Origin of the sequence: Cupriavidus alkaliphilus (assembly GCF_014191175.1) — a bacterium.
In the GTDB taxonomy this organism is placed as follows: domain Bacteria; phylum Pseudomonadota; class Gammaproteobacteria; order Burkholderiales; family Burkholderiaceae; genus Cupriavidus; species Cupriavidus alkaliphilus.
Genome location: NZ_JACHWE010000001.1, coordinates 1,228,114 through 1,253,055 on the forward strand (window position 1 = coordinate 1,228,114; position 24,942 = coordinate 1,253,055).

The window sequence follows — 24,942 nt, forward strand, 5'->3', positions numbered from 1 at the left end:
AGAAGGGCGCCCGGTCAGGCGCCCCTGGCTTCTGCGCGGCGTCAGGCCGCCACGGAATCGGTAATGAAGGCCGGCGGCGCCGGGGTGCCGGCGGACACCGTCAGCACGTCGTAGCCAGTCTCGGTGACCAGCACCGTGTGCTCCCACTGCGCCGACAGGCTGCGGTCGCGGGTCTTCACGGTCCACTGGTCGGGCATGGTGCGGATATCGCGCTTGCCGGCGTTGATCATCGGCTCCACCGTGAAGATCATGCCGGCCTTGATCTCGGCGCCGGTGCCGGGACGGCCGTAGTGCAGGATCTGGGGGTCTTCGTGGAAATTCTTGCCGATGCCGTGGCCGCAGTACTCGCGCACCACGCTGTAGCCGGCGGCTTCGGCATGCACCTGGATGGCGTGGCCGATATCGCCCAGGCGCGCGCCATGGCGCACTTGCGCGATGCCCTTCCACATGCACTCGTAGGTCACCTGAGCCAGGCGCTTGGCCAGGATCGAGCCTTCGCCGACGATGAACATGCGGCTGGTGTCGCCGTAGTAGCCATCCTTGGTGATGACGGTGATGTCGAGATTGACGGCGTCGCCGCTCTTGAGCACGCGCTCGCCGGGAATGCCGTGGCAGATCACGTCGTTGACCGAGGTGCAGATTGCGCCGGGGAAGGGCGGGTAGCCCGGGGGCGCATAATTCAGCGGCGCCGGCACGGTGCCCTGCACGTCGCGCATGTAGGCGTGGCACAGGCGGTCCAGCTCGCCGGTGGTGACGCCGGGCTGCACGAAGGGCGTGATGTAGTCGAGGACTTCGGAGGCAAGGCGGCAAGCCACGCGCATGTGGGCGATGTCTTCGGCGGTGTTCAGGTAAATGCTCATGCTGCGTCGCCAGAATAAAGTGATGGCGGGGCCACTGGCCGCGCCGGAATCGAAGGATCAAAGTGGGATTATCGCACCATCGAGGCCGGATCGCAGCCTGTTCCGGGCCGCCCGGAGGGGGGCGCCGGAGGCGGAACAGAGCGGGGCGGCTTGAGCGGGCGGCGTTTTTGTTGCTAGAATAGCGGGCTGATCTGGTTGCGTCGCAGCAATTGCGCCGGCCAGGTCGGTTATTTTGGCAGGAACCTTTCCTGCCGCTTGAAATCGCTGGCCCGCCTATCCGGGGTGTTCCTTTTCAGGAATGTCGGGGCGGGCTTCAGACCTAACCCTTTGGAGATTTACATGTCCGTGACCATGCGCGAAATGCTGGAAGCCGGTTGCCACTTCGGCCACCAGACCCGCTTCTGGAACCCGAAGATGGCCCCCTTCATCTTCGGCCATCGCAACAAGATCCACATCATCAACCTCGAAAAGACGCTGCCGATGTTCCAGGACGCCATGAAGTACGTGCGTCAGCTGGCGGCCAATCGCGGCACCATCCTTTTCGTGGGCACCAAGCGCCAGTCGCGCGAAATCCTGGCTGAAGAAGCTGGCCGTGCCGGCATGCCTTACGTCGACGCCCGCTGGCTCGGCGGCATGCTGACCAACTTCAAGACGGTCAAGACCTCGATCAAGCGCCTGAAGGACATGGAAGCCGCCAAGGAAGCCGGCGCGCTGGAAACCATGAGCAAGAAGGAAGCGCTGATGTTCGAGCGCGAGATGATCAAGCTGGAAAAGTCGATCGGCGGCATCAAGGAAATGGGCGGCGTGCCTGACGCGATCTTCGTGGTCGACGTCGGCTACCACAAGATCGCCGTGACCGAAGCCAACAAGCTGGGCATCCCCGTGATCGGCGTGGTCGATACCAACCACTCGCCGGAAGGCATCGATTACGTGATCCCGGGCAACGACGACTCGAGCAAGGCCGTGGCCCTGTACGTGCGCGGCGTGGCCGACGCCATCCTGGAAGGCCGTGCCAATGCCGTGCAGGAAGTCGTTGAAGCCGCCCGCGGCGACGACGAATTCGTCGAAGTGCAGGAAGGCTGATAGCCTCCCGGCCCGCTGCTGAAAGGAACCCGATAGCGCGCACGTCAACATAAGACAAGGCAGGCATCGCCTGCCGCCCGGCACGCCGGGCAGCGCGCAGGGCGCAAGCCGGGGTACTTCGGCAGCAGGGCAAAAAAAAGGGGGCACATCTGGCGCCCCCTTTTTTCGAATTTGAATTGTTGTCATCCGCGCCAGGCAAGATCTGCCGCGGGTGCGCTGAAGACCCACCGACCGGGTGCCGCGGGCGACTGCCGGCAGCCGGCGCGAACCATTCAAGGAGTGACAAATGGCGGCAATTACCGCAAGCATGGTTGCAGAACTGCGCGCGAAGACCGACGCGCCGATGATGGAATGCAAGAAGGCCCTGACCGAGGCCGACGGCGACCTGAACAAGGCTGAAGAGCTGCTGCGCGTCAAGCTGGGCAACAAGGCCAGCAAGGCCGCCTCGCGCGTGACCGCCGAAGGCGTGGTCGCGTCGTTCATCGACGGCACCACCGGCGTGCTGGTCGAACTGAACTGCGAAACCGATTTCGTCTCCAAGAACGACGACTTCCTGGCCTTCTCGGCCAAGGTTGCCGAACTGATCGCCAAGCAGAACCCGGCCGACGTGGCCGCCCTGTCGGCGCTGGAAATCGACGGCGTCAGCGTGGAAGCCACCCGCACCGCCCTGATCGGCAAGATCGGCGAGAACCTGACGATCCGCCGCTTTGTCCGTTACGCCAACGGCGGCAAGCTGGTTTCGTACCTGCACGGCACCCGCATCGGCGTGATGGTCGAGTTCGACGGCGACGAAGCCGCCGCCAAGGACGTCGCCATGCACGTGGCCGCGATGAAGCCGGTGTCGCTGTCGGCCGAGCAGGTCCCCGCCGACCTGATCGCCAAGGAGCGCAGCATCGCCGAGCAGAAGGCTGCCGAGTCGGGCAAGCCGGCCGAGATCGCCGCCAAGATGGTCGAGGGTTCGGTGCAGAAGTACCTGAAGGAAGTCTCGCTGTTCAACCAGCCGTTCGTGAAGAACGACAAGCAGACCGTCGAGCAGATGCTGAAGGCCGCCAACACGACCGTGAAGGGCTTCACCCTGTACGTCGTGGGCGAAGGCATCGAGAAGAAGCAGGACGACTTCGCCGCTGAAGTCGCCGCGCAGGTGGCCGCTGCCCAGAAGGGCTGATGTCCGGGGCGCCAGGCTGGCCATCGTGGCCGGTCCGGGCGCCTATAATGCCGCAGGGGCGCCGCAAGGTGCCCCTCTGCATAAGTAGTGCAGCACGGCGCAGCCGGCGTTGCGCTGCAGCAGTCTGTTTCCGCGGTGGTCCGGTCCCGGCCGGGGCACCCCGAAAACCGGCTTTTCTCCTGCCGGCGGCACGATGACCCGTGCCGCCGGTGCCAAACATACGTCCCAGTGTGTCTCAACCGAGCGGTCTCAACCGAGCCGTCTCGACCGAGCGAACTGCTCCTTCCGAGGGTAAACATGCCAGCCTACAAGCGCGTCCTTCTGAAACTGTCCGGTGAAGCCCTGATGGGCGACGATGCCTTCGGCATCAACCGCTCCACCATCGAGGCGATGGTGAACGACATTGCCGAGATCGTGAAGCTCGGCGTGCAGGTGGCGGTGGTGATCGGCGGCGGCAATATCTTCCGCGGCGTCGCCGGCGGCGCTGCCGGCATGGACCGTGCCACTGCCGACTACATGGGCATGCTGGCCACCATGATGAACGCGCTGGCGCTGCAGGACGCGATGCGCCACGCCAATATCGAAGGCCGCGTGCAGTCGGCGCTGCGCATGGACCAGGTGGTCGAGCCCTATATCCGCCCGCGCGCGATCCGCCAGCTGGAAGAGGGCAAGGTGGTGATCTTCGCCGCCGGCACCGGCAACCCGTTCTTCACCACCGACACCGCCGCCGCGCTGCGCGGCTCCGAGATCGGGGCCGAGATCGTGCTGAAGGCGACCAAGGTCGACGGCGTGTACACCGCTGACCCGAAAAAGGATCCCAGCGCCACGCGCTACACCACCATCAGCTTCGACGAGGCCATCTCGCGCAACCTGCAGGTGATGGACGCCACCGCGTTCGCGCTGTGCCGCGACCAGAAGCTGCCGATCAAGGTGTTCTCGATCGTGAAGCCGGGCGCGCTCAAGCGCGTCATCCTGGGCGAGGATGAGGGTACGCTGGTGCATGTGTGAGCTTCGTCGCTGAGCCGCATCTGTGAGTCCGGTAACGGATGCCGCGCCGCGGCGCTGGTATCCCGCCGGGCAAAGAGTAGAATGATTCATTTTCGATCCCCACCAGAGGGGATCTTGGTTGGCTGATTTCCGGAGGTAAAAATGAGCGTCGCCGACACAAAGAAGAGCGTCGAGCAGAAAATGCAGAAGTCGATCGAAGCCTTCAAGGCCGATCTGGCCAAGATCCGCACCGGCCGTGCCCACACCGGCCTGCTCGACCACGTTCAGGTGGATTACTACGGCTCGATGGTGCCCATCAGCCAGGTGGCGGCGATCGGCCTGGCCGATGCCCGTACCATCACGGTGCAGCCGTGGGAAAAGAAAATGGTGGGCGCGGTCGAGAAGGCCATCCGCGATTGCGACCTGGGCCTGAACCCGGCCACCATGGGCGAAGTGATCCGTGTGCCGATGCCTGCACTGACCGAAGAGCGCCGCAAGGAGCTGACCAAGGTCGTGAAGGGCGAGGCCGAGGGTGCCAAGGTAGCGGTGCGCAACCTGCGCCGCGATGCCAACGAGCAGTTCAAGAAGCTGGTCAAGGACAAGACCATTTCCGAAGACGAAGAGCGCCGCGGCCAGGACGAGGTGCAGAAACTGACTGACAAGTACGTGGCCGAGATCGACAAGATGGTCGCCGAAAAAGAGAAGGAGATCATGACGGTCTGACGTCCGTCCCGGCCTTGCCGGGACTGTCAGCGACCGCCTCACGCCCATGCAGCACATCAGCTCGACGCTTGCCGTACCCGATACTTCCTACGTGCCCAGGCACGTCGCCATCATCATGGACGGCAACGGCCGCTGGGCGACCCAGCGGCACCTGCCGCGCGTGGCGGGGCACAGCCGGGGGCTGGACGCTGTGCGCGCGGTGGTGGAAGCCTGCGCCGCCCGGGGCGTGCAGTACCTGACGCTGTTCGCGTTCAGCTCCGAGAACTGGCGCCGTCCGGCCGACGAAGTCTCGTTCCTGATGCGGCTGTTCATGATGTCGCTGCGGCGCGAAGTGGTGAAGATGCACGCCAACAACATCCGGCTGCGGGTGGTAGGCGACCTGGGCCGCTTCAGCCCGCGCATCCAGCGCCTGATCAAGGATGCCGAAGCGCGCACCGCCGGCAATACCGGCCTGACCGTCACCATCGCGGCCAACTACGGCGGACGCTGGGACCTGCTGCAGGCCATGCGCAAGATGCTGGCGCGCTCGCCCATGCTCGATCCCGAAACCATCGACGAATCGCTGCTGGCGCCGCACCTTGCGATGGCCTATGCGCCCGAGCCGGACCTGTTCATCCGCACCGGCGGCGAACAGCGCATCAGCAATTTCCTGCTGTGGCAGCTCGCCTATTCCGAGCTGTACTTCACCGACGTCTACTGGCCGGATTTCGACGCCGCGGAACTCGACAAGGCCTTTGCCTCGTACCGCCAGCGCGAACGCCGCTTCGGCCGCACCAGCGCGCAGCTGGTCGCGCCCGGACTTTCGGGTACGGCCTGACCCTGGCCACTCCAACTTTTCACGGGACTGCAGCGCATGCTCCTCACCCGCGTCATCACCGCCCTGTGCCTGTTGCTGCTGATCCTGCCGATCCTGTTCCTGGCGCCGCCGGCGGGCCTGGCGGGACTGCTCGGCGTGATCGTGCTGCTGGCCGGCTGGGAATTCGGCCGCCTGATCGGACTGCGCGGGCCGTGGCCCTATGTCTATGCGCTGGCCTGCCTGATCGCCACCATCACCTGGCATGACCTGCCGCTGCGCCACGCCACCACCTGGCTGCTCGAGGCCGCGGTGGTGTGCTGGGTCGTAGCCGTGCTGCTGCTGGCGCGCGGCGTGCGCACCGCCACCCCGGCGTTCACGGCGCTGGGCGCGGTGCTGGGGCTGGTGATGCTGCCCGCGTTCGTCCATGCCACCATGATCCTGCGCGGCGCCGGCATCGGCGTGCTGCTGACCGCCGCGGTGCTGGTATGGGCCGCCGATATCGGCGCGTACTTCACCGGCAAGGCGATCGGCCGGCGCAAGCTGGCGCCCGGCATCAGCCCGGGCAAGTCGTGGGAGGGCGCGATCGGCGGCTGGGTGCTGGCGCTGGTGATCGGCCTCGCGCTGGCCGCCACCCACGCCTTTGCCCCGACCTGGTTCTCGGTGATGGGCGACCGTGGCGGGCTGGGCTTCGTCGCCGCCCTGACCACGCTGCTGGCCGCGGCGAGCGTGGTGGGCGACCTGTTCGAATCCCTGCTCAAGCGCCAGGTCGGCAAGAAGGACAGCAGCCGGCTGCTGCCTGGCCATGGCGGCGTGCTGGACCGCATCGACGCCTTGCTGCCGGTGTTCCCGCTGGCCGCCCTGATGCTGATTTTTATCTGAAGCCGTCTGCCATGCATCGCATCACCATCCTGGGCGCCACCGGCTCCATCGGCGAAAGCACGCTCGACGTGATCCGGCGCCATCCCGGCCGTTACGTGGCGCATGCGCTCAGCGCCCATCGGCAGGTGCGCAAGCTGGCCGACCAGTGCATCGAATTCCGCCCGGCGCGCGCCGTGGTCGGAACGGCCGAGGCGGCGCGCGAACTGGAAACGCTGCTGCGCGATGCCGGCGTGCCGACCGAGGTCGGCTACGGCGAAGCCGCTCTGGAATCCATCGCCGCCGATGCGCAGGCCGATGCGGTGATGGCCGCCATCGTCGGCGCGGCTGGCCTGCGCCCGACGCTGGCGGCGGCGCGCGCGGGCAAGCGCGTGCTGCTGGCCAACAAGGAAGCCCTGGTGATGTCCGGGCGCATCTTCATGGACGCGGTGCGCGAGCACGGCGCCACGCTGTTGCCGATCGACAGCGAGCACAACGCCATCTTCCAGTGCCTGCCCGCCGACGACCCGCGCTACGGCCGCGGCGTGGCCAAGGTGCTGCTGACCGCGTCGGGCGGGCCGTTCCGCACGCGCGACCCGGCCACGCTGCACGATATCTCGCCCGACCAGGCCTGCGCCCATCCCAACTGGGTCATGGGCCGCAAGATCTCGGTCGATTCGGCCACCATGATGAACAAGGGCCTCGAGGTGATCGAGGCGCACTGGCTGTTCGGCGCCCCGGCCGAACGCATCGAGGTGCTGATCCACCCGCAGAGCATCGTGCATTCGATGGTGGCCTATGCCGATGGCTCGGTGCTGGCGCAACTGGGCAACCCGGACATGCGCACGCCGATCGCCTATGGCCTGGCCTACCCGGAACGGATCGACGCGGGCGTGAGCCCGCTCGACCTGACCCTAGCCGGCGGCCTGCATTTCGAGAAGCCGGACCTGGTGCGCTTCCCGTGCCTGGGGCTGGCCTTCGACGCGCTGCGCGCGGCGGGGGTGGCGCCGGCGGTGCTCAATGCCGCCAATGAAGTGGCGGTGGAAGCATTCCTGGCCGGCCGGGTACGCTTTACCGATATCGCCGGCATCGTGCGCCAGGTGCTGGAAGAAGCACCGAACGGCTCCGCCGACACGCTCGAGGCCGTGCTCTGCGCCGACGCGCTGGCGCGCGAGGCGGCCAGGGCCAGCGTCACCGCGCGGGCCGCGGCCCGCTGATCCGGCGGGGCGGTCTGCCGCATCTGCGACAATAGCGGCTGCGCCGGCCGGTCCCCCGGGGGACCGCGCAGGCCGGTCCAGCGATCTTACCGACGTCCCGCACCATGCAAACCGTACTCGCTTTCATCGTTGCCCTGTGCGTGCTGATCTACGTGCACGAAATGGGTCACTACCTGGCCGCGCGCGCCTGCGGCGTGAAGGTGCTGCGTTTTTCCATCGGCTTCGGGCGGCCGCTGCTGCGCTGGATTTCGAAAAGCCGCGACCGCACCGAATGGACCGTGGCGGCGATCCCGCTGGGCGGCTACGTCAAGATGCTCGACGAGCGCGAGATCGATCCCGCGCGCGACACGCCCATCGACCCGGCCGACCTGCCGCGTGCCTTCAACCGCCAGCCGGTGGGCAAGCGCTTCGCCATCGTCGCGGCCGGCCCGCTGGCCAATTTCGCGCTGGCGATCGTGCTGTATTTCGCGCTGTTCGCCGGCGGCATGCGCGAGCCCGTGCCGGTGGTGGCGGCGCCCGCGGCCGGCACCATGGCGGCGCAGGCCGGCGTGCGCGAGGGCGACCGGGTGCTGTCGCTGACCGCCAACGGCCACACCGAGCCGGTCCGCTCCTGGAACGACCTGCGCATGGCGGTGTTTGCCGAAGGCTTCGGCGATGCGCGCGCGGTGCTGCGCGTGCGCGGCGCCGACGGTGCCGAGCGCGACGTCACGCTGCCGCGCCTGCCCAATACCGGCGGCAACCCCGAGCAGGACCCGCTGGCCACGCTCGGCCTGAACCTGAAGGGCGGGCCGGTGACGATCACCGAGGTGCTGCCGGATTCGGCCGCCGAACGCGCCGGGCTGCGCAAGGGCGACCGCGTCGTGGCCTGGCAGGGCAGCCCGCTGACGCAGGCCAGCGCGCTGATCAAGGCGGTGCGCAGCCAGCCGGGCCAGGCCGTGACGCTGGGCATCGAGCGCGACGGCCAGCGCCTGGACGTGCCGGTCACGCTCGACACCGCCGCGGCGCGCGATGGCGCCACGGATGCCAGCGGCGCCGCGCCGGCGCCCGCGGGCAAGCTGGGCGCGGCGCTGAGCCAGGCGGTGCAGATGGAGACCGTGCGCTACCGGCCCGACCAGGCGCTGGCGCGCGCGGCGGGACAGGTCTGGGATACCAGCGCGCTGTCGCTCAAGCTGCTGGGCAAGATGCTGGTGGGGCAGGCTTCGCTGCAGAACCTGAGCGGTCCACTGACCGTCGCCGACTACGCCGGACGTGCCGCAAACCTCGGTATACAAGCCTTTGTCAGCTTCCTGGCACTGGTCAGCGTTAGTCTTGGCGTACTCAATTTGTTACCCATTCCGGTTCTGGATGGGGGGCATTTGCTGTATTATTGCGTGGAATTTTTGACTGGCCGGCCCGTCCCAGACCACTGGCAGGCAATGCTGCAGAAGGTTGGCATCGCTTGCATCTTGCTCCTGACTTCGCTCGCTTTGTTCAATGACGTCAGCCGAATGTTTCTGGCGAACGGCTAGAAACGTGTGTCGGCAAGGGGGTGGTGGTGTCGTCGGACACCGTCGCCGGGGACGCCATTTGCCAGGCGCAGTCCAATGAGGCATCGGAGCGCAATCCTGGATGGAATCAAAGAGGGGATCAACATTGATCAGACATAAGCGCATTTCGCTGGGTTTGCTGGCGAGTGCCGTTATTGCAGCCTGGAGCCCGGCGGGCTGGGCTGCCGATCCGTTCGTCGTCAGGGACATCCGCGTTGAGGGACTGCAACGCGTCGAACCGGGTACCGTGTTTGGCTACCTGCCGGTGCGCGTCGGGGAAACCTTCACCGATGACAAGGGCGCCGATGCCATCCGTGCCCTCTACAATACCGGCTTCTTCAAGGACGTGCAGATCCGTTCCGAAGACGGCGTGCTGGTGGTGCAGGTCGAAGAGCGCCCGGCGATCTCGCAGCTCGAGTTCGTCGGCATCAAGGAATTCGACAAGGACACGCTGCGCCGTTCGCTGCGCGCGGTCGGCGTGGCCGAGGCCCGCTACTACGACAAGGCGCTGATCGACAAGGCCGAGCAAGAGCTCAAGCGCCAGTACGTCGCGCGCGGCTACTATGCCGCCGACGTGCAGACCACGATCACGCCGGTGGACCGCAACCGTGTCTCGGTGGTGTTCAATGTCGACGAAGGTCCGGTCGCCAAGATCCGCCAGATCAATATCGTCGGCAACAAGGCCTTCAAGGAAAGCACGCTGCGCGACGAGATGCAGCTGTCCACGCCCAACTGGCTGTCGTGGTACACCAAGAACGACCTGTACTCGAAGCAGAAGCTGACCGCCGACCTGGAAGCGCTGCGCTCGTACTACCTGAACCGCGGCTACCTGGAATTCGCCATCGAATCGACCCAGGTCTCGATCACGCCCGACAAGAAAGACATCTTCCTGACGCTGAACATCAAGGAAGGCGAGCAGTACAAGGTTTCCGACGTGCGCCTGGCCGGCGAGCTGCTGGGCAAGCAGGAGGAAATGGAAAAGCTGCTGCAGCTGAAGAAGGGCGATATTTTCTCGTCCGAGAAGCTGACGCAGAGCACCAAGGCCATTACCGACCTGCTCGGCACCTATGGCTACGCGTTCACCACCATCAACCCGCAACCGCAGATCGACAAGGAAAAGCGTGAAGTCGCGCTGACCCTGATGGTCGATCCGGGCCGCCGCGTCTACGTGCGCCGCGTCAACGTGGTCGGCAACAGCAAGACCCGCGACGAAGTGGTGCGGCGCGAAATGCGCCAGATGGAAAGCTCGTGGTTCGACAGCGAAAAGCTGCAGCAGTCGCAGGCACGTATCAACCGTACCGGCTACTTCACCGACACTAACATCACCACCGAAGACGTGCCGGGCGCGCCCGACCAGGTCGATGTGAACGTCAACGTGACCGAAAAGCCGACCGGCCAGATCAGCCTGGGCGTGGGCTTCTCGTCGACCGACAAGCTGGTGCTGCAGGCCGGCCTGCGCCAGGACAACGTGTTCGGCTCCGGTACCAGCCTGGGCCTGGACGTGAACACCGCCAAGTCGTTCCGCACCATTGCGCTGACGCAGTACGACCCGTACTTCACGGTGGACGGCATCAGCCGCTCGACCGATATCTACTACCGTACTTCGCGCCCGCTGTACTACACCGGCGACCAGGACTACAAGATCGTCTCGGCCGGCGGCGGCTTCAAGTTCGGCGTGCCGTTCTCGGAAGTCGATACCGTGTTCTTCGGCATCGGCTACGAACGCACCCAGGTGTACACCTCGGTCAACACGCCGACCCAGTACACCGACTGGCTGAACAAGATCGGCAAGAGCTCCGGCGACGGCATCAACAACTTCCCGTTCACGATCGGCTGGGCGCGCGACCGCCGCGACAGCGCGCTGGTCCCGACCAAGGGCCCGTACACCCAGGCCAACCTCGAAGTCGGCCTGCCGGGCGGCGATACGCAGTACTACCGCGCCAGCGTGCAGCAGCAGTACTTCTATCCGATCTCGAAGGCCTTCACCCTGGCACTGAACGGCGAGGTCGCCTACGGCCACGGCTACGGCAACACGCCGTTCCCGGTGTTCAAGTACTTCTACGCCGGCGGTATCGGCTCGGTGCGCGGCTACCAGACCAGCACGCTGGGCCCGAAGGACCAGAACGGCAACCCGGTGGGCGGCGCCTCCAAGATGATCGGCAATATCGAATTCATCTTCCCGCTGCCGGGCTCGGGCGTGGACCGCACGCTGCGCCTGTTCACCTTCTTCGACTTCGGTAACGTCTATCAGGAAGGCGAGCCGCTGAGCTTCAGCGATCTGAAGTACTCGACCGGCTTCGGCATGTCGTGGCTGTCGCCGATCGGGCCGCTGAAGCTCAGCATGGGCTTCCCGCTCAGGCGCGACACCAACGACAAGGTCCAGCGCTTCCAGTTCCAGATCGGCACGGCATTCTGATTCTGAAAAAGGATCTGTTTTCATGACTACAACATCCAAACTGGTCAAGTCCCTGGGCGCCGCCGCGCTCGCCACCGCGGCGCTGTGTGCCGCGCTGCCGGCCTCGGCCCAGGAAGCGCGCATCGCCGCGGTCAATTCCGAGCGCATCCTGCGCGATTCGCAGCCGGCCAAGGCAGCCCAGGTCAAGCTGGAGCAGGAGTTCTCCAAGCGCGACCGCGAGCTGCAGGACATGGCCCAGAAGATCAAGGGCATGGCCGACAAGCTGGACAAGGACACGGCCGTGCTGGCCGATTCCGACCGCCAGCGCCGCCAGCGCGAAGTGGCTGACCTGGACCGCGAGTTCCAGCGCAAGCAGCGCGAATTCCGCGAGGACCTGAACCAGCGCCGCAACGAGGAACTGGCCCAGGTGCTGGAGCGCGCCAACCGCGTGATCCGCCAGCTTGCCGAGCAGCGCAAGTACGACCTGATCGTGCAGGAAGCGGTGTACGTGAATCCGCGCATCGATATCACCGACGACGTGATGAAGGTGCTGAACGCCGGCGGCAAGTAAGCCGCCGCCGCTTCGTCGTTCGTTCCTTCGTTCGTTCTTTCATCAGGAAGTACCGCCATGCAGACACCCACACTGGGTCAGCTCGCCACCGAGAACGGCGCGCAGGTTGTGGGTGACCCCGACCTGGCGATCACCGGCCTGGCCCCTCTGGACCAGGCCGGACCGGGCGAGCTCTCGTTCCTGTCCAATCCGCTCTACCTGCAGCAGGCGCTGGATTCCAGGGCCGGCGCCGTGATCGTCTCGGCCGCCGACCTCGAGCGCGTGCGCGCCGAAGGCAAGGCCGACGGCCGCAACTGGCTGGTGGCGCGCAATCCCTACGTTTGCTTTGCCCGCGTGGCGCAGCGTTTCGACCGCGCCGCCAATACCGATGCGCGCACCGGCATCGACGCGCGCGCCACGGTGGCGCCCGACGCGCTGGTGCCGGCCTCGTGCTACATCGGCCCCAACGTGGTCATCGAAGCCGGCGCGCGCCTGGGCGAGCGCGTGCGCATCCTGGCCAACGGCTATGTCGGCGCGCATGCCGAGATCGGCGACGATGCGCTGCTCTACGCCAATGTCTCGGTCTACCACCACTGCGTGGTTGGCGCCCGCGCCATCCTGCACAGCGGCGTGGTGATCGGTGCCGATGGCTTCGGCTTCGCGCCGGACATCAGCGCGACCGGCGTGGAATACGTGAAGATCCCGCAGACCGGGCGCGCGGTGCTGGGCCAGGACGTCGAGGTCGGCGCCAATACCGCGATCGACCGCGGCGCCATGGCCGACACCGTGATCGAGGACGGCTGCAAGATCGACAACCAGGTCCAGATCGCGCACAACGTGCGGGTCGGCGCGCACACGGTCATCGCCGGCTGTGCCGCGGTGTCGGGCAGCACGCGCATCGGCCGCTTCTGCGTGATCGGCGGCGCCGCCAACTTTGCCGGCCACCTGACCATTGCCGACCGCACCACGGTGTCGGGCGGCACCTCGATCACCAAATCCATTACCAAGCCCGGCGGCCATTTCACCAGCGTCTTCCCGTTCCTGCCGCACGGCGAGTGGGAGCGCAACGCAGCCATCGTGCGCGGCCTGAGCAAGCTGCGCGAACGGGTGGTGGCGCTGGAACGCCGCCTGCGCGGCCAGGCCGCCGGGTCCCAACCCTCACAAGACTAAAGAGAAATCATCATGAGCGCGGCCGAAATCGATATCCGCAAGATCCTCAAGCTGCTGCCGCACCGGTACCCGTTCCTGCTGGTCGACCGCGTGCTGGAGTTCGAGGCGCAGAAGCGGATCAAGACCCTGAAGAACGTCACCATCAACGAGCCGTACTTCCAGGGCCATTTCCCCGAGCAACCGGTGATGCCGGGCGTGATGATCCTGGAAGCGCTGGCGCAGTCGGCCGGCCTGCTGACCTTCGGCGCCGACATGGAGCGCAAGGAAGGCGCGCTGTACTACTTCGTCGGCATCGACGGCGCCCGCTTCAAGCAGGTGGTGTACCCGGGCGACCAGCTGCACATGAACGTGACGGTCGAGCGCTATATCCGCGGCATCTGGAAGTTCAAGGCGTTTGCCACGGTCGACGACAAGGTGGCCTGCGAGGCGGAGCTGATGTGCACCGTGAAGCAGGCCGAGTGAGGCCGCCCGCGGCCCGCGGCGCTGCCGCGGGCTGACTGCCGCGTCCCCGCGCCGCGGGGGCGCATGGCCCGGACGGGAACCTTTGCCCGGCGCATTGGCCCATCCTTCACCAGACCCATCACAGGACAGTACGCATGACGCAAATCCACCCCACCGCACTGGTCGACCCGAAGGCAGAGCTGGCCGCCGACGTGAGCGTCGGCCCGTTCTCCATCGTCGGCCCCAACGTGCGGGTCGGCAGCGGCACCCGGATCGGCTCGCATACGACGGTCGAGGGCCATACCACGATCGGCGCGGGCAACAACATCGGCCCCTATGCCTCGGTCGGCGGCGTGCCGCAGGACATGAAGTACCGCAACGAGCCGACCCGGCTCGAGATCGGCGACCGCAACACCATCCGCGAATTCACCACGATCCACACCGGCACGGTGCAGGACCGCGGCCTGACCAGCATCGGCAACGACAACTGGATCATGGCCTACGTCCATATCGCCCATGACTGCATGGTCGGCAACCACACCGTGTTTTCCAGCAACGCGCAGATCGCCGGCCACGTCGAGGTCGGTGACTGGGCCATCCTGGGCGGCATGAGCGGCGTGCACCAGTTCGTGCGCATCGGCGCCCATGCGATGCTGGGCGGCGCCTCGGCGCTGGTGCAGGATGTCCCGCCGTTCGTGATCGCGGCCAGCGACAAGAGCGGCAACAAGGCCACGCCGCACGGCATCAATGTCGAAGGGCTGCGCCGCCGCGGCTTCGACGCCGGCCAGATCGCCGCGCTGCGCCAGGCCTACAAGCTGCTTTACAAGTCCGACCTCAGCTTCGACGAGGCGCGCAACGAGATTTCCGCATTGCTGGCCCAGGTGGATGCCGGCACCGCGGCGCCGCTGCAGGCCTTTGTCGACTTCCTTGCCGCCACCCAGCGCGGCATCGTGCGCTGAGACCGGACCCACATGGCTGACGCCGCGATTCGGAAGGACCTGCCCGCGGGCAGCGGCAGCGCCGCGGGCAAGCGCGGCACCATCGCCATGGTGGCCGGCGAGGCCTCGGGCGACCTGCTGGCTTCGCTGATGATGGGCGGGCTGCAGGCCCGCCTGGCCGAGACCGGCAAGGCGGTCGACTACGCCGGCATCGGCGGCAAGCGCATGATGGCGCAGGGCTTCACCTCGCGCTGGCCGATGGAAACGCTGTCGGTCAACGGCTATGTCGAGGTGCTGGGCTCGCTGCGCGAGATCCTCGCCACGCGGCGCGCGGTGCGCGACTGGCTGCTGGCCGAGCCGCCGCTGTGCTTTATCGGGGTCGATGCCCCGGACTTCAATTTCGGCCTGGAAGTGCCGCTGCGCCGCGCCGGCATCCCGGTGGTGCATTTCGTCAGCCCGTCGATCTGGGCCTGGCGCGGCGGGCGCATCCGCACCATCGCGCGCGCGGTCGACCACATCCTGTGCCTGTTCCCGTTCGAGCCCGAGATCTACGCCAAGGCCGGCATTCCGGCCACCTACGTGGGCCATCCGCTCGCCGACGTGATCCCGATGGTGCCCGACGTGGCCGGCGCGCGCGCCGCGCTGGGCCTGCCGGCCGGCCACCGCGTGGTGGCGGTGCTGCCGGGCAGCCGCCAGTCAGAGGTGCGCAACCTCGGCGCCACCTTTTTCGCGGCGATGGCTCGCATGCAGCGCATGGACCCGAAGCTGGCGTTCGTGCTGCCGGTGGCGAGCGCGCCGCTGCGCGCCATCGTCGAAGACCTGCACCACCAGCATCCGGAACTGTGCCTGACCATTGTCGACGGCAAGTCGCACCAGGCGATGGAAGCCGCCGACGTGGTGCTGCTGGCGAGCGGCACCGCCACGCTCGAGGCGGCGCTGTACAAGAAACCGATGGTGATCTCGTACAAGGTGCCCTGGCTGACCGCGCAGATCATGAAGCGCCAGGGTTATCTGCCCTACGTGGGATTGCCTAATATCCTTTCAGGGCGCTTTGTCGTGCCCGAGCTGCTGCAGGACGACGCCACGCCCGAGGCGCTGGCGCGCGAGACCCTGCTGCAGCTCAACGACGAGGGCAATACCGCCTTCCTGTACGAGCATTTCACCCGCATGCACGAGACGCTCAAGTGCAACACCGCACAACTGGCGGCCGATGTCGTGGTCGACCTGATGCGCAGCCGGGGGACCGCCTGATGGCACGGCGCAATGCTGCTTCTCCGCAACTGGGACTGGACCTGGCGCCCGGCGCGGGCGCCGTCCAGCGCCTGTGCGGCGTCGACGAGGCGGGCCGCGGCCCGCTGGCGGGGCCGGTCTATGCCGCCGCGGTGGTGCTCGACCCGAAACGCCCGATCCGTGGCCTGGCCGATTCCAAGATCCTGACCGCCGCCAGGCGCGAAGCGCTGTACGAGAAGATCTGCGAACGCGCGCTGGGCTGGCATATCGCCTTTGCCACGGTCGAGGAAATCGATTCCATCAACATCCTGCACGCCAGCATGCTGGCGATGCAGCGTGCCGTGCAGGGCCTGGCAGCCAGCGGCGTGGTGCCGGACCTGGTGCAGGTCGACGGCAACCGCTGTCCGCAGGTCGCGTACCCGGTCGAAGCCATCGTCAAGGGCGATGCGCTGGTCAAGGCGATCTCGGCGGCTTCGATCCTGGCCAAGGTGGCGCGCGACCGCGCCCTGATGGAGCTGCACGTGGCCTACCCGCAGTACGGCTTCGATTCGCACGTCGGCTACGGCACGCCGCAGCATATGGCGGCGCTGGCCGAATTCGGCGCGACCCCGCACCATCGCCGCTCGTTCGCGCCCGTGCGCGAGGCGCTGGCGCAGCGCCCGCTGTTTACCGCCATGGTCGCCGCCGCGCCGGTGACTGAAGACATTGCGGTCGCCGACGCCGGCATCTTCGCCGCTGCCGCGACCGAGGCCGCCACCCAGCTCGGCACCTTCCTGCCACCCGAAGCATCGTGAAGCACGTCACCTCGCGCGACAACGCGCTGTTCAAGCACCTGAAGGCGCTTGCCGGTTCCACACACCAGCGCCGCAAGGCCGGCCAGTCGCTGCTCGATGGCGTGCACCTGGCGCAGGCCTATGTGGCCGCGCGCGGCCAGCCCGTGACCTGCGTGGTGTCGGAGCGCCACTACGACCACGCCGAAGTAGCCCCGCTGCTGGCCGAGGTGGACAGCGAGCGCGTGGTGGTGCTGGCCGATGCGCTGTTCACGCAGATCAGCGGCGTGGTCAACGGCATCGACCTGATGCTGGTGATCGAGACGCCGGCGGGCCACCTGCCGGCGCGCATCGAGCAGGACTGCATCATCCTGGACGGGGTGCAGGACGCGGGCAATGTCGGCTCGATCCTGCGCAGCGCGGCCGCGGCGGGCATCCGCGACGCCTTCCTCGCCACCGGCTGTGCCTTCGCGTGGTCGGTCAAGACCCTGCGCGCCGGCATGGGCGCGAACTTCCACCTGAATATCGTCGAGCATTGCTCGCTCGAGGCGCTGGCGCCGCGGCTGGCGATCCCGCTGCTGGCGACCTCGTCGCATGCCGACGCCGCGGTGTTCGATACCGACCTGCGCGGACCGGTGGCATGGGTGGTGGGCAACGAAGGGGCAGGGGTCAGCGAGGGCTGGATGGCGCATGTCACGCGCAAGGTCGGCATTCCGCAACCGGGCGGGATGGAGTCGCTGAACGTGGCCGCGGCGACGGCGATCTGCCTGTTCGAGGCGGTGCGCCAGCGGCGCGCCGGCTGAACGCGGCGGCGCGGCCAATAAAAAAAGCGGCCCGGGCGGCCGCTTTTTTTATTGCTTCAGTAGTTGTCGCGATCGACCTTGATCTCCTGCAGGATCGTGGTCGCGATCTCTTCGATCGACTTGTGCGTCGACGACAGCCACTTGATGCCTTCGCGGCGCATCATCGCCTCGGCCTCGTTGACCTCGTAGCGGCAGTTTTCCAGCGCGGCATACTTGCTGCCGGGGCGGCGCTCGTTGCGGATCTCGGTCAGGCGGTGCGGGTCGATCGACAGGCCGAAGATCTTCGGCTTGAAGGCGTACAGCGCCGACGGGAGCCTGCCGCGCTCGAAGTCGTCGGGAATCAGCGGATAGTTGGCCGCCTTCAGCCCGTACTGCATCGCCAGGTAGAGGCTGGTCGGGGTCTTGCCGCTGCGCGACACGCCCACCAGGATCACATCGGCTTCTTCCAGGTTCTTGTGTGACTGGCCGTCATCATGCGCCAGCGAGAAGTTGATCGCCTCGATCCGGTTCTTGTAGGCCTCGGTGTCCGCATTCTGGTGGAAGCGGCCGATGGCGTGGGTGGACTTCAGGCCCAGTTCCTTCTCGAGCGGCTCGATAAAGGTCTGGAACATGTCCAGGATCATCGCCTTGGCGCGGCGCAGTGCCTTGTTCGCTTCCTGGTTGACCAGCGTGGTGAAGACGATCGGCGGCACGCCCTCGTTGTGGAACGCCTCGTTGATCTTGCCGACGGCGATATGTGCCTTTTCCGGGGTATCGACGAAGGGCATGCGCACCTTGCGGAAGCGCATCTCGAACTGGGCCAGGATGGAGTGGCTGAAGGTCTCGGCGGTGATGCCGGTGCCATCCGAGACGATGAACACGGTGCGCACCGCGGGGCGGTCGGCCGCCTGGGGCGCCGGCGCCGCAGGGGTTTCGGCTTGCATTCCAGGCTGTGACCCGGGTGTCGCCGTACCGGGCGCTTCTGGCTGGGACATGGGGAGGGTTGGAATAAATAGATTCAATCTTCCGCAGAAAAGTGCGGCGCAGCACGGTAGAATAGCGGCGATCTTTTCGCTAAGCAATTCCATAGGGTGGCCGGCTCCGCAACATGCCCGCGCCACAAACCGCGCCAGGAATTGTCGACAATGCGCGCTACGCGATGAGAGCCGTAGCGCCAGGTCCGCAGCGCCAGTTCGGGGTTGCTTAGCCAAGCGATCCGTCCGGGAACAGAACATCAACAACATACCGGGCATGCGCAACCAGTTTTCTACTTTGTTTTGAGGCTCTCATGACTAACCAGGCAGATAACGGCGCCTATGTGCTGCCGTTCGAGCAGTTGCGCATGGCTGACGTGGAAATCGTCGGCGGCAAGAATTCGTCGCTGGGCGAGATGATCTCCCAGCTGGCGGAAGCCGGCGTCCGGGTTCCGGGCGGCTTTGCCACCACCGCGCTCGCCTTCCGCGACTTCCTTGCCCACAACAACCTGACCGAGCGCATCTCGCAGCGCCTGAAGACCCTGAACGTCGACGACGTCAAGGCCCTGGCCGAGGCCGGCGCCGAGATCCGCGACTGGGTCGCCACCGCGCCGTTCCAGCCGCGCCTGGAACAGGAAATCCGTGAGTTCTATGCCCGCGTGTCCGAGCGCGAAGGCGCCGAGGCCTCGTTCGCGGTGCGTTCGTCGGCCACGGCCGAAGACCTGCCCGACGCCTCCTTCGCCGGCCAGCAAGAGTCCTACCTGAACGTCAGCGGCATCGACGACGTGCTCGACAAGATCAAGCACGTGTTCGCCTCGCTGTACAACGACCGCGCTATCTCCTACCGCGTGCACAAGGGCTTTGCCCACGACGTGGTGGCGCTGTCCGCCGGCATCCAGCGCATGGTCCGCTCGGACCTGGCCGCTTCCGGCGTGATGTTCACCATCGACACCGAATCGGGCTTCCCCGACGTGGTCTTCATCACCTCCAGCTACGGCCTGGGCGAAACGGTGGTGCAGGGCGCGGTCAACCCGGACGAGTTCTACGTCTTCAAGCCGACGCTGCAAGCCGGCAAGTACCCTATCATCCGCCGCTCGATCGGCTCCAAGCTGATCAAGATGGAATTCACCAAGCCGGGCGAAGCCGGCCGCGTGAAGACCGTCGACGTGCCGGGCGAACTGCGCAACCGCTACTCGATCACCGACGAAGACGTGACCGAGCTGGCGCGCTACGCGATGATCATCGAGAAGCACTATGGCCGCCCGATGGACATCGAGTGGGGCAAGGACGGCAAGGACGGCAAGATCTACATCCTGCAGGCTCGCCCGGAGACGGTGAAGAGCCAGTCGGCCGGCAAGGCCGAGCAGCGCTTCAAGCTCAAGGGCACGGCCCCGGTGCTGACCAGCGGCCGCGCCATCGGCCAGAAGATCGGTACCGGCCCGGTGCGCGTGATCAACGACCCGTCCGAGATGGAGCGCGTGCAGCCCGGCGACGTGCTGGTGGCCGACATGACCGACCCGAACTGGGAGCCGGTGATGAAGCGCGCCTCGGCCATCGTCACCAACCGTGGCGGCCGTACCTGCCACGCCGCCATCATCGCGCGTGAACTTGGCGTGCCGGCCGTGGTCGGCTGCGGCGATGCCACCGACATCCTGAAGGATGGCACGCTGGTCACCGTGTCGTGCGCCGAGGGCGACGAAGGCCGCATCTACGACGGCCTGCTCGAAACCGAAGTGACCGAGGTCCAGCGCGGCGAGATGCCGGAAATCGACGTCAAGCTGATGATGAACGTCGGCAACCCGCAGCTGGCGTTCGACTTCGCGCAGATCCCGAACAACGGCGTCGGCCTGGCCCGCCTGGAATTCATCATCAACAACAATATCGGCGTCCACCCGAAGGCCATCCTCGACTACCCGCAGGTCGATGCCGACCTGAAGAAGGCGGTCGAAAGCGTGGCCCGCGGCCACGCCAGCCCGCGCGCGTTCTACGTCGACAAGCTGGCCGAGGGCATCGCCACCATCGGCGCGGCCTTCTACCCGAAGCCCGTGATCGTGCGCCTGTCGGACTTCAAGTCCAACGAGTACAAGAAGCTGATCGGCGGCTCGCGCTACGAGCCGGATGAAGAAAACCCGATGCTGGGCTTCCGTGGCGCCTCGCGCTACATCGCCGAAGACTTCGCCGAAGCCTTCGAGATGGAATGCAAGGCCATGAAGCGCGTGCGCGACGAAATGGGCCTGACCAACGTCGAGATCATGGTGCCGTTCGTGCGCACGCTCGGCCAGGCCGAGAAGGTGATCGAGCTGCTGGCCAAGCATGGCCTGAAGCGCGGCGAGAACGGCCTGCGCATCATCATGATGTGCGAAGTGCCGTCCAACGCGATCCTGGCCGAAGAATTCCTGCAGTTCTTCGACGGCTTCTCGATCGGCTCGAACGACCTGACCCAGCTGACGCTGGGCCTGGACCGCGACTCGGGCATGGAGCTGCTGGCCAAGGATTTCGACGAGCGCGATCCGGCGGTGTGCTTCATGCTGTCGCGCGCGATCTCGGCGTGCATCCGCCTGGACAAGTACGTCGGCATCTGCGGCCAGGGTCCTTCGGACCATCCGGACTTTGCCGCATGGCTGGCCAAGGAAGGCATCAAGTCGATTTCGCTGAACCCGGACTCGGTGGTCGAGACCTGGCAAAAGCTGGCTTCCTGAGGCATTTGACGTCACAATAACGATTGCCGGCGCCCTCGGGCAGCCGGCGGAGGCACCGGCCCTGCGTCAGGTGTTGCAAAGCCCCGCAGACGCTGTATGGCGCTGCGGGGTTTTTACTTTTTCGGGAAATCCGTGGTCGAACGGGAGCTTGGATGGCGTACTACATCTGGTTCGTGGCGGCGGTGCTGCTGGTGATCGTCGAACTGAACACCGGCACCTTCTATCTGCTGATGGTGGCGGTGGGCCTGGCCGCCGCCGGGGTGGCGGCCTTGCTCGGCGCCTCGCCCGCGGCGCAGACCCTGGTCGGGGCGCTGGTCGCGGCGGTGCTGATCGCCGGGCTGCGCCGCACCCGCTTCGGCAAGCTGCGGCGCGGCAATGCCGCGGCCGATCCCAACGTCAACCTCGATATCGGCCAGGAGCTCGACGTGCCGGCGTGGGACGCCAACCGGCGCGCGCGCGTGCCGTATCGCGGCGCCGACTGGACCGTCGAGCTGGCGCCCGATTGTCCCCCCGAGCGCGCGCTGGCGCCGGGCCGCTACCGCATCGTCGCGGTGCGCGGCAGCACGCTGGTGGTGTCGCCCCGCTGAAGCCCTGTCTTCCGGATCCTTTACGCATCGCGGCCGCGGCCGCGGTGCGTTCCGCCTGCCGCCGACCGGCGGCGTCGTACCGATGTGTTCTGCCTGGAGGGTCGTTACATGCTTGCTTTTCAGCTTGGTTTGCTGCCGCTGATCATCCTTATCGCCGTTATCGTGCTGATTGCCAAGGGCATCAAGATCGTGCCGCAGCAGCACGCCTGGGTGCTGGAGCGCTTGGGCCGCTATCACGCGACCCTGACGCCGGGGCTGTCGATCGTGGTGCCGTTCGTCGACCGCGTCGCCTACAAGCATGTGCTCAAGGAAATCCCGCTGGACGTGCCCAGCCAGGTCTGCATCACCAAGGACAACACGCAGCTGCAGGTCGACGGCGTGCTGTACTTCCAGGTCACCGACCCGATGAAGGCGTCGTACGGCTCCAGCAACTTCGTGGTCGCGATCACGCAGCTGTCGCAGACCACGCTGCGCTCGGTGATCGGCAAGCTGGAACTGGACAAGACCTTCGAGGAGCGCGAGTTCATCAACCACAGCGTGGTCAACGCGCTGGACGAGGCCGCCTCCAACTGGGGCGTGAAGGTGCTGCGCTACGAGATCAAGGACCTGACCCCGCCCAAGGAGATCCTGCATGCGATGCAGGCGCAGATCACCGCCGAGCGCGAGAAGCGCGCGCTGATCGCGGCGTCCGAAGGCAAGCGCCAGGAGCAGATCAACCTGGCCACCGGCGCGCGCGAGGCGGCGATCCAGAAGTCCGAGGGCGAGCGCCAGGCAGCCATCAACAAGGCCCAGGGCGAGGCCAGCGCGATCCTGGCGGTGGCCGAGGCCAATGCGCAGGCGATCCAGAAGATCGGCAATGCGATCCGCGCCGAAGGCGGCATGGACGCGGTCAACCTGAAGGTGGCCGAGGAATACGTGGCTGCGTTCGGCAACCTCGCCAAGCAGGGCAATACGCTCATCGTGCCGGGCAATATGGGCGACATGAGCAGCATGATCGCCACCGCGCTGCAGATCGTGAAGGGACAGCAGAAGGCCGCTTGAGGCGGGGTGGAATGAAGGGCGGCCGAAAGCCTGGCCGCGGCGTGGCGGCTCAGTGCTTGGTGTCGCCCTTCATGATGCGGGCCTTCTCGCGCTGCCAGTCGCGCTGCTTTTCGGTCTCGCGCTTGTCGAACTGCTTCTTGCCCTTGGCCAGGCCGATCTCGCATTTCACGCGGCCGCGCGTGTAATGCAGGTTCAGCGGCACCAGCGTGTAGCCGCGCTGCTCGACCTTGCCGATCAGCTTCTTGATTTCGTCGGCCTTGAGCAGCAGCTTGCGCGTGCGCACCGGATCGGGCTTGACGTGGGTGGAGGCGCTTTGCAGCGGGCTGATATGGGCGCCGATCAGGAACATCTCGGCGTCGCGCACGACCACGTAGCCTTCCTTGATCTGCACCCGCCCGGCTCGGATCGCCTTGACCTCCCAGCCTTCCAGCACGATCCCGGCCTCGTATCGTTCCTCGATGAAATAGTCGAAGAAGGCCTTCTTGTTATCTGCAATGGTCATGCGTGCGGGTAGGGTGCGGTAGGGTGGATTCTGGCCGGCTCGCTGCAGCGCCGCATGGCGGGATGCCGCGGGACGCGCGGGTCGGCTAAAATCGGGATTCTAGCAAACCAGCCCCCGGCACAGGCGCATGCCTGCCGCGCAGCGCGCGCGGCAGGTCCGCAAGCCAGATTTCCCCTTACATGGCAGACGTCCATAAATCCGTCCTGCTCGGTTACTCCGCCGCGCAGATGTATGACCTGGTCACCCGCGTGGAGGACTATCCCAAGTTCCTGCCATGGTGCGGCGGCGTGGAGGTGTTCGAGCAGACCGAGACCAAACTCGACGCCAAGATCCATATCCACTTCAAGGGCATCCAGCAGTTCTTCCATACGCGCAATACCCAGGAACGCCCCACGCGTATCGACATGACCTTTGCCGACGGGCCGTTCAAGACGTTCAACGGGTCATGGCGCTTTACGCCGCTGCGCGAAGATGCCTGCAAGATCGAGTTCCACCTGCACTACGAGTTTTCCAGCCTGCTGCTGGAGAAGCTCATCGGGCCGGTCTTCAGCATGATCGCCAATACCTTTGTCGATGCCTTCGTCAAGCGCGCCGAGGTGGTGTATGGCACCAGCTGAACGTGGCGCCGGCACGGTGCATGTCGCGGTCTGCTACGCGCGTCCGGATGCCGTGTTCCTGAAGGCCATCGACGTGCCCGCCGGCACCACGATTGCCGCCGCGATCGTCGGCTCCGGCCTGCAGCAGGCTTGCCCGGAGGTCGATCCCGCCACCATGCGCGTGGGCATTTTCGGCAAGCTCAAGACCCCGGAGACGGTGGTGCGCGACGGCGATCGCATCGAAGTGTACCGGCCGCTGACGGCGGATCCGAAGCAGGCGCGCCGCAAGCGGGTCCAGAAGCAGCGCGCCAGCGGCACGCGCGAAGGCCAGAAATGGCTGCGCGGCAACAGCTGAGCCGCGTCTTGCCGCCGAACCAAACGGGGCCCGTGCGGCCCCGTTTTTCATGGCTTCAGTGGCAGTGCTTTTCCAGGTTGGCGCTGGTCTTGAGGATTTCGGCCTGGCGCTGCTCGCTGTTCAGGTGCTGCAGCGAACCATCCGGCCCGGCGACCGCGGCGCGCATGCCTTGTTGCAGTCCGGTGGCGTAGTTGCGCAGCTGCGCGCAGCGCACGGCGCGCTCGGCCGCCTCGGTTTCCCTGCGGGCTTCTTCGGCGGCGGCTTTCAGGCTGGCTTCGCGGCGCTTCTGGAACGCTTCTTCGGGCGTCGGCGCGGCGGGCCTGGCCGATGCCTTGGCGGGAGCCGGTGCGGCCATGGCGGCGTCCGCGGGCTGCGCCGCCTGGACCGGCTGGAAGTCGCCGGCATGCCGCCCCGGGGCGCGCAGGACCCTGGCCGCCGCCGTGGACGGCGGCACGTCGCTGTAGACCATGTGGCCGTTGGCGTCGCGCCACTGCCAGTAGGCAAGGGCTGGCGCAGGCACGGCCAGAACGGCGGCAAGGGCAGCGGCAAGCAGGCACGGCGCGGACGATCGTTGCATGGCGGGACGTCTCAAAGTGGCTCTGGAAGCACGGGCCGTCGGCTGCATGCGTGGCGATGCCGCGGCAGGCCAGCGCGGCGACAGCCTGGACGCCCCGCATGCAAGGCAATGCGTGGCGCCGGT

25 protein-coding genes are annotated in these 24,942 nt (G+C 66.5%); 21 read left to right on the forward strand and 4 right to left on the reverse strand.

Translation table 11 applies throughout. From position 1 onward, the window contains the following. Positions 1-41 precede the first annotated feature (41 nt). Positions 42-860: a type I methionyl aminopeptidase gene (gene map, locus FHX60_RS05825; RefSeq protein WP_092308650.1), complete on the reverse strand. Its 819-nt coding sequence runs from the start codon at positions 858-860 to the stop codon at positions 42-44. 339 nt (positions 861-1,199) lie between these two features. Between map and rpsB the strand changes: the two genes are divergently transcribed. The 16 genes from rpsB (at position 1,200) to FHX60_RS05905 (ending at position 17,509) form a co-directional block, all read left to right on the forward strand. Further along, complete coding sequence (rpsB, locus tag FHX60_RS05830) at positions 1,200-1,943, forward strand: 30S ribosomal protein S2 (protein WP_012352954.1); 744 nt, start codon at positions 1,200-1,202, stop codon at positions 1,941-1,943. Positions 1,944-2,229: 286 nt separating this feature from the next. Beyond that, on the forward strand, positions 2,230-3,108 hold the full coding sequence (gene tsf / locus FHX60_RS05835) for a translation elongation factor Ts (protein WP_092308647.1): 879 nt from the start codon (positions 2,230-2,232) through the stop codon (positions 3,106-3,108). Between the two features lie 297 nt (positions 3,109-3,405). Further along, positions 3,406-4,116, forward strand: coding sequence for a UMP kinase (gene pyrH / locus FHX60_RS05840; protein ID WP_012352952.1), 711 nt, complete (start codon positions 3,406-3,408; stop codon positions 4,114-4,116). Positions 4,117-4,257: 141 nt separating this feature from the next. Beyond that, positions 4,258-4,818 carry a ribosome recycling factor gene (frr, locus tag FHX60_RS05845; RefSeq protein WP_018005692.1) on the forward strand — a complete coding sequence of 187 codons (561 nt, stop codon included), beginning with the start codon at positions 4,258-4,260 and terminating at the stop codon, positions 4,816-4,818. A gap of 46 nt (positions 4,819-4,864) precedes the next feature. Next, positions 4,865-5,635, forward strand: a complete 771-nt coding sequence (uppS, locus tag FHX60_RS05850; RefSeq protein WP_092308646.1) for an undecaprenyl pyrophosphate synthase — start codon at positions 4,865-4,867, stop codon at positions 5,633-5,635. 36 nt (positions 5,636-5,671) lie between these two features. After that, on the forward strand, positions 5,672-6,493 hold the full coding sequence (locus tag FHX60_RS05855; RefSeq protein ID WP_183282733.1) for a phosphatidate cytidylyltransferase: 822 nt from the start codon (positions 5,672-5,674) through the stop codon (positions 6,491-6,493). An 11-nt stretch (positions 6,494-6,504) separates the two neighbouring features. Further along, entirely contained in the window at positions 6,505-7,686 is a 1,182-nt protein-coding gene (ispC, locus tag FHX60_RS05860) for a 1-deoxy-D-xylulose-5-phosphate reductoisomerase (protein ID WP_092308644.1), read from the forward strand. 104 nt (positions 7,687-7,790) lie between these two features. Then, the gene (gene rseP / locus FHX60_RS05865; RefSeq protein WP_112774207.1) at positions 7,791-9,194 is read left to right on the forward strand and encodes an RIP metalloprotease RseP; all 1,404 of its coding nucleotides are present in this window, start codon (positions 7,791-7,793) and stop codon (positions 9,192-9,194) included. A gap of 100 nt (positions 9,195-9,294) precedes the next feature. Further along, complete coding sequence (bamA, locus tag FHX60_RS05870; RefSeq protein ID WP_181486966.1) at positions 9,295-11,628, forward strand: outer membrane protein assembly factor BamA; 2,334 nt, start codon at positions 9,295-9,297, stop codon at positions 11,626-11,628. Positions 11,629-11,650: 22 nt separating this feature from the next. Beyond that, positions 11,651-12,178 (forward strand): OmpH/Skp family outer membrane protein, encoded by a 528-nt coding sequence (locus FHX60_RS05875; RefSeq protein ID WP_092308635.1) that lies wholly within the window; start codon positions 11,651-11,653, stop codon positions 12,176-12,178. A gap of 57 nt (positions 12,179-12,235) precedes the next feature. Further along, a complete protein-coding gene (gene lpxD / locus FHX60_RS05880; protein ID WP_183282734.1) occupies positions 12,236-13,327 on the forward strand; it encodes a UDP-3-O-(3-hydroxymyristoyl)glucosamine N-acyltransferase in 1,092 nt (363 codons plus the stop codon). Between the two features lie 12 nt (positions 13,328-13,339). Then, positions 13,340-13,789, forward strand: a complete 450-nt coding sequence (gene fabZ / locus FHX60_RS05885) for a 3-hydroxyacyl-ACP dehydratase FabZ (protein WP_010809590.1) — start codon at positions 13,340-13,342, stop codon at positions 13,787-13,789. Between the two features lie 134 nt (positions 13,790-13,923). Further along, positions 13,924-14,727, forward strand: a complete 804-nt coding sequence (lpxA, locus tag FHX60_RS05890; RefSeq protein WP_092308629.1) for an acyl-ACP--UDP-N-acetylglucosamine O-acyltransferase — start codon at positions 13,924-13,926, stop codon at positions 14,725-14,727. A 12-nt stretch (positions 14,728-14,739) separates the two neighbouring features. After that, a complete protein-coding gene (lpxB, locus tag FHX60_RS05895; protein ID WP_112774209.1) occupies positions 14,740-15,957 on the forward strand; it encodes a lipid-A-disaccharide synthase in 1,218 nt (405 codons plus the stop codon). Then, on the forward strand, positions 15,957-16,730 hold the full coding sequence (gene rnhB, locus FHX60_RS05900) for a ribonuclease HII (RefSeq protein WP_092308621.1): 774 nt from the start codon (positions 15,957-15,959) through the stop codon (positions 16,728-16,730). The genes lpxB and rnhB overlap by 1 nt, the downstream gene beginning before the upstream one ends. Then, positions 16,727-17,509 carry a TrmH family RNA methyltransferase gene (locus FHX60_RS05905; protein WP_092308618.1) on the forward strand — a complete coding sequence of 261 codons (783 nt, stop codon included), beginning with the start codon at positions 16,727-16,729 and terminating at the stop codon, positions 17,507-17,509. Before rnhB ends, FHX60_RS05905 begins: the two co-directional genes overlap by 4 nt. 56 nt (positions 17,510-17,565) lie before the next feature. On the opposite strand, the gene ppsR is transcribed toward FHX60_RS05905, so the two are convergent. Then, on the reverse strand, positions 17,566-18,369 hold the full coding sequence (gene ppsR / locus FHX60_RS05910; protein WP_181486971.1) for a posphoenolpyruvate synthetase regulatory kinase/phosphorylase PpsR: 804 nt from the start codon (positions 18,367-18,369) through the stop codon (positions 17,566-17,568). A gap of 407 nt (positions 18,370-18,776) precedes the next feature. On the opposite strand from ppsR, the gene ppsA reads away from it, so the two are divergent. From ppsA to FHX60_RS05925, 3 genes are all read left to right on the forward strand, one after another. Next, complete coding sequence (ppsA, locus tag FHX60_RS05915) at positions 18,777-21,161, forward strand: phosphoenolpyruvate synthase (RefSeq protein ID WP_092308610.1); 2,385 nt, start codon at positions 18,777-18,779, stop codon at positions 21,159-21,161. A 152-nt stretch (positions 21,162-21,313) separates the two neighbouring features. Next, the gene (locus tag FHX60_RS05920) at positions 21,314-21,748 is read left to right on the forward strand and encodes an NfeD family protein (RefSeq protein WP_092308607.1); all 435 of its coding nucleotides are present in this window, start codon (positions 21,314-21,316) and stop codon (positions 21,746-21,748) included. 108 nt (positions 21,749-21,856) lie between these two features. After that, entirely contained in the window at positions 21,857-22,789 is a 933-nt protein-coding gene (locus tag FHX60_RS05925) for an SPFH domain-containing protein (protein ID WP_092308604.1), read from the forward strand. A gap of 49 nt (positions 22,790-22,838) precedes the next feature. Here the strand turns inward: FHX60_RS05925 and smpB are convergent, their stop codons facing one another. After that, positions 22,839-23,291 (reverse strand): SsrA-binding protein SmpB, encoded by a 453-nt coding sequence (gene smpB / locus FHX60_RS05930; RefSeq protein WP_018005677.1) that lies wholly within the window; start codon positions 23,289-23,291, stop codon positions 22,839-22,841. A 179-nt stretch (positions 23,292-23,470) separates the two neighbouring features. Between smpB and FHX60_RS05935 the strand changes: the two genes are divergently transcribed. Continuing rightward, positions 23,471-23,908: a type II toxin-antitoxin system RatA family toxin gene (locus FHX60_RS05935; RefSeq protein ID WP_092308601.1), complete on the forward strand. Its 438-nt coding sequence runs from the start codon at positions 23,471-23,473 to the stop codon at positions 23,906-23,908. After that, on the forward strand, positions 23,895-24,242 hold the full coding sequence (locus FHX60_RS05940) for an RnfH family protein (protein WP_112774212.1): 348 nt from the start codon (positions 23,895-23,897) through the stop codon (positions 24,240-24,242). The genes FHX60_RS05935 and FHX60_RS05940 overlap by 14 nt, the downstream gene beginning before the upstream one ends. Before the next feature lie 55 nt (positions 24,243-24,297). Here FHX60_RS05940 and FHX60_RS05945 read toward each other — a convergent pair whose 3' ends face one another. Continuing rightward, positions 24,298-24,819 (reverse strand): DUF4124 domain-containing protein, encoded by a 522-nt coding sequence (locus tag FHX60_RS05945; RefSeq protein ID WP_112774213.1) that lies wholly within the window; start codon positions 24,817-24,819, stop codon positions 24,298-24,300. Positions 24,820-24,942 lie beyond the last annotated feature (123 nt).

Excerpts from the sequence above, each read along its gene's own strand:
- tsf (WP_092308647.1), top strand. The coding sequence starts at position 2,230 with ATGGCGGCAATTACCGCAAGCATGGTTGCAGAACTGCGCGCGAAGACC.
- rnhB (WP_092308621.1), top strand. The coding sequence starts at position 15,957 with ATGGCACGGCGCAATGCTGCTTCTCCGCAACTGGGACTGGACCTGGCG.
- pyrH (WP_012352952.1), top strand. The coding sequence starts at position 3,406 with ATGCCAGCCTACAAGCGCGTCCTTCTGAAACTGTCCGGTGAAGCCCTG.
- FHX60_RS05920 (WP_092308607.1), top strand. The coding sequence starts at position 21,314 with ATGGCGTACTACATCTGGTTCGTGGCGGCGGTGCTGCTGGTGATCGTC.
- FHX60_RS05945 (WP_112774213.1), bottom strand. The coding sequence starts at position 24,819 with ATGCAACGATCGTCCGCGCCGTGCCTGCTTGCCGCTGCCCTTGCCGCC.
- ppsA (WP_092308610.1), top strand. The coding sequence starts at position 18,777 with ATGACTAACCAGGCAGATAACGGCGCCTATGTGCTGCCGTTCGAGCAG.
- fabZ (WP_010809590.1), top strand. The coding sequence starts at position 13,340 with ATGAGCGCGGCCGAAATCGATATCCGCAAGATCCTCAAGCTGCTGCCG.
- FHX60_RS05875 (WP_092308635.1), top strand. The coding sequence starts at position 11,651 with ATGACTACAACATCCAAACTGGTCAAGTCCCTGGGCGCCGCCGCGCTC.
- FHX60_RS05940 (WP_112774212.1), top strand. The coding sequence starts at position 23,895 with ATGGCACCAGCTGAACGTGGCGCCGGCACGGTGCATGTCGCGGTCTGC.
- frr (WP_018005692.1), top strand. The coding sequence starts at position 4,258 with ATGAGCGTCGCCGACACAAAGAAGAGCGTCGAGCAGAAAATGCAGAAG.
- lpxA (WP_092308629.1), top strand. The coding sequence starts at position 13,924 with ATGACGCAAATCCACCCCACCGCACTGGTCGACCCGAAGGCAGAGCTG.
- lpxD (WP_183282734.1), top strand. The coding sequence starts at position 12,236 with ATGCAGACACCCACACTGGGTCAGCTCGCCACCGAGAACGGCGCGCAG.
- rpsB (WP_012352954.1), top strand. The coding sequence starts at position 1,200 with ATGTCCGTGACCATGCGCGAAATGCTGGAAGCCGGTTGCCACTTCGGC.
- map (WP_092308650.1), bottom strand. The coding sequence starts at position 860 with ATGAGCATTTACCTGAACACCGCCGAAGACATCGCCCACATGCGCGTG.
- FHX60_RS05855 (WP_183282733.1), top strand. The coding sequence starts at position 5,672 with ATGCTCCTCACCCGCGTCATCACCGCCCTGTGCCTGTTGCTGCTGATC.
- ispC (WP_092308644.1), top strand. The coding sequence starts at position 6,505 with ATGCATCGCATCACCATCCTGGGCGCCACCGGCTCCATCGGCGAAAGC.
- smpB (WP_018005677.1), bottom strand. The coding sequence starts at position 23,291 with ATGACCATTGCAGATAACAAGAAGGCCTTCTTCGACTATTTCATCGAG.
- bamA (WP_181486966.1), top strand. The coding sequence starts at position 9,295 with ATGGAATCAAAGAGGGGATCAACATTGATCAGACATAAGCGCATTTCG.
- FHX60_RS05925 (WP_092308604.1), top strand. The coding sequence starts at position 21,857 with ATGCTTGCTTTTCAGCTTGGTTTGCTGCCGCTGATCATCCTTATCGCC.
- rseP (WP_112774207.1), top strand. The coding sequence starts at position 7,791 with ATGCAAACCGTACTCGCTTTCATCGTTGCCCTGTGCGTGCTGATCTAC.
- lpxB (WP_112774209.1), top strand. The coding sequence starts at position 14,740 with ATGGCTGACGCCGCGATTCGGAAGGACCTGCCCGCGGGCAGCGGCAGC.
- FHX60_RS05935 (WP_092308601.1), top strand. The coding sequence starts at position 23,471 with ATGGCAGACGTCCATAAATCCGTCCTGCTCGGTTACTCCGCCGCGCAG.
- uppS (WP_092308646.1), top strand. The coding sequence starts at position 4,865 with ATGCAGCACATCAGCTCGACGCTTGCCGTACCCGATACTTCCTACGTG.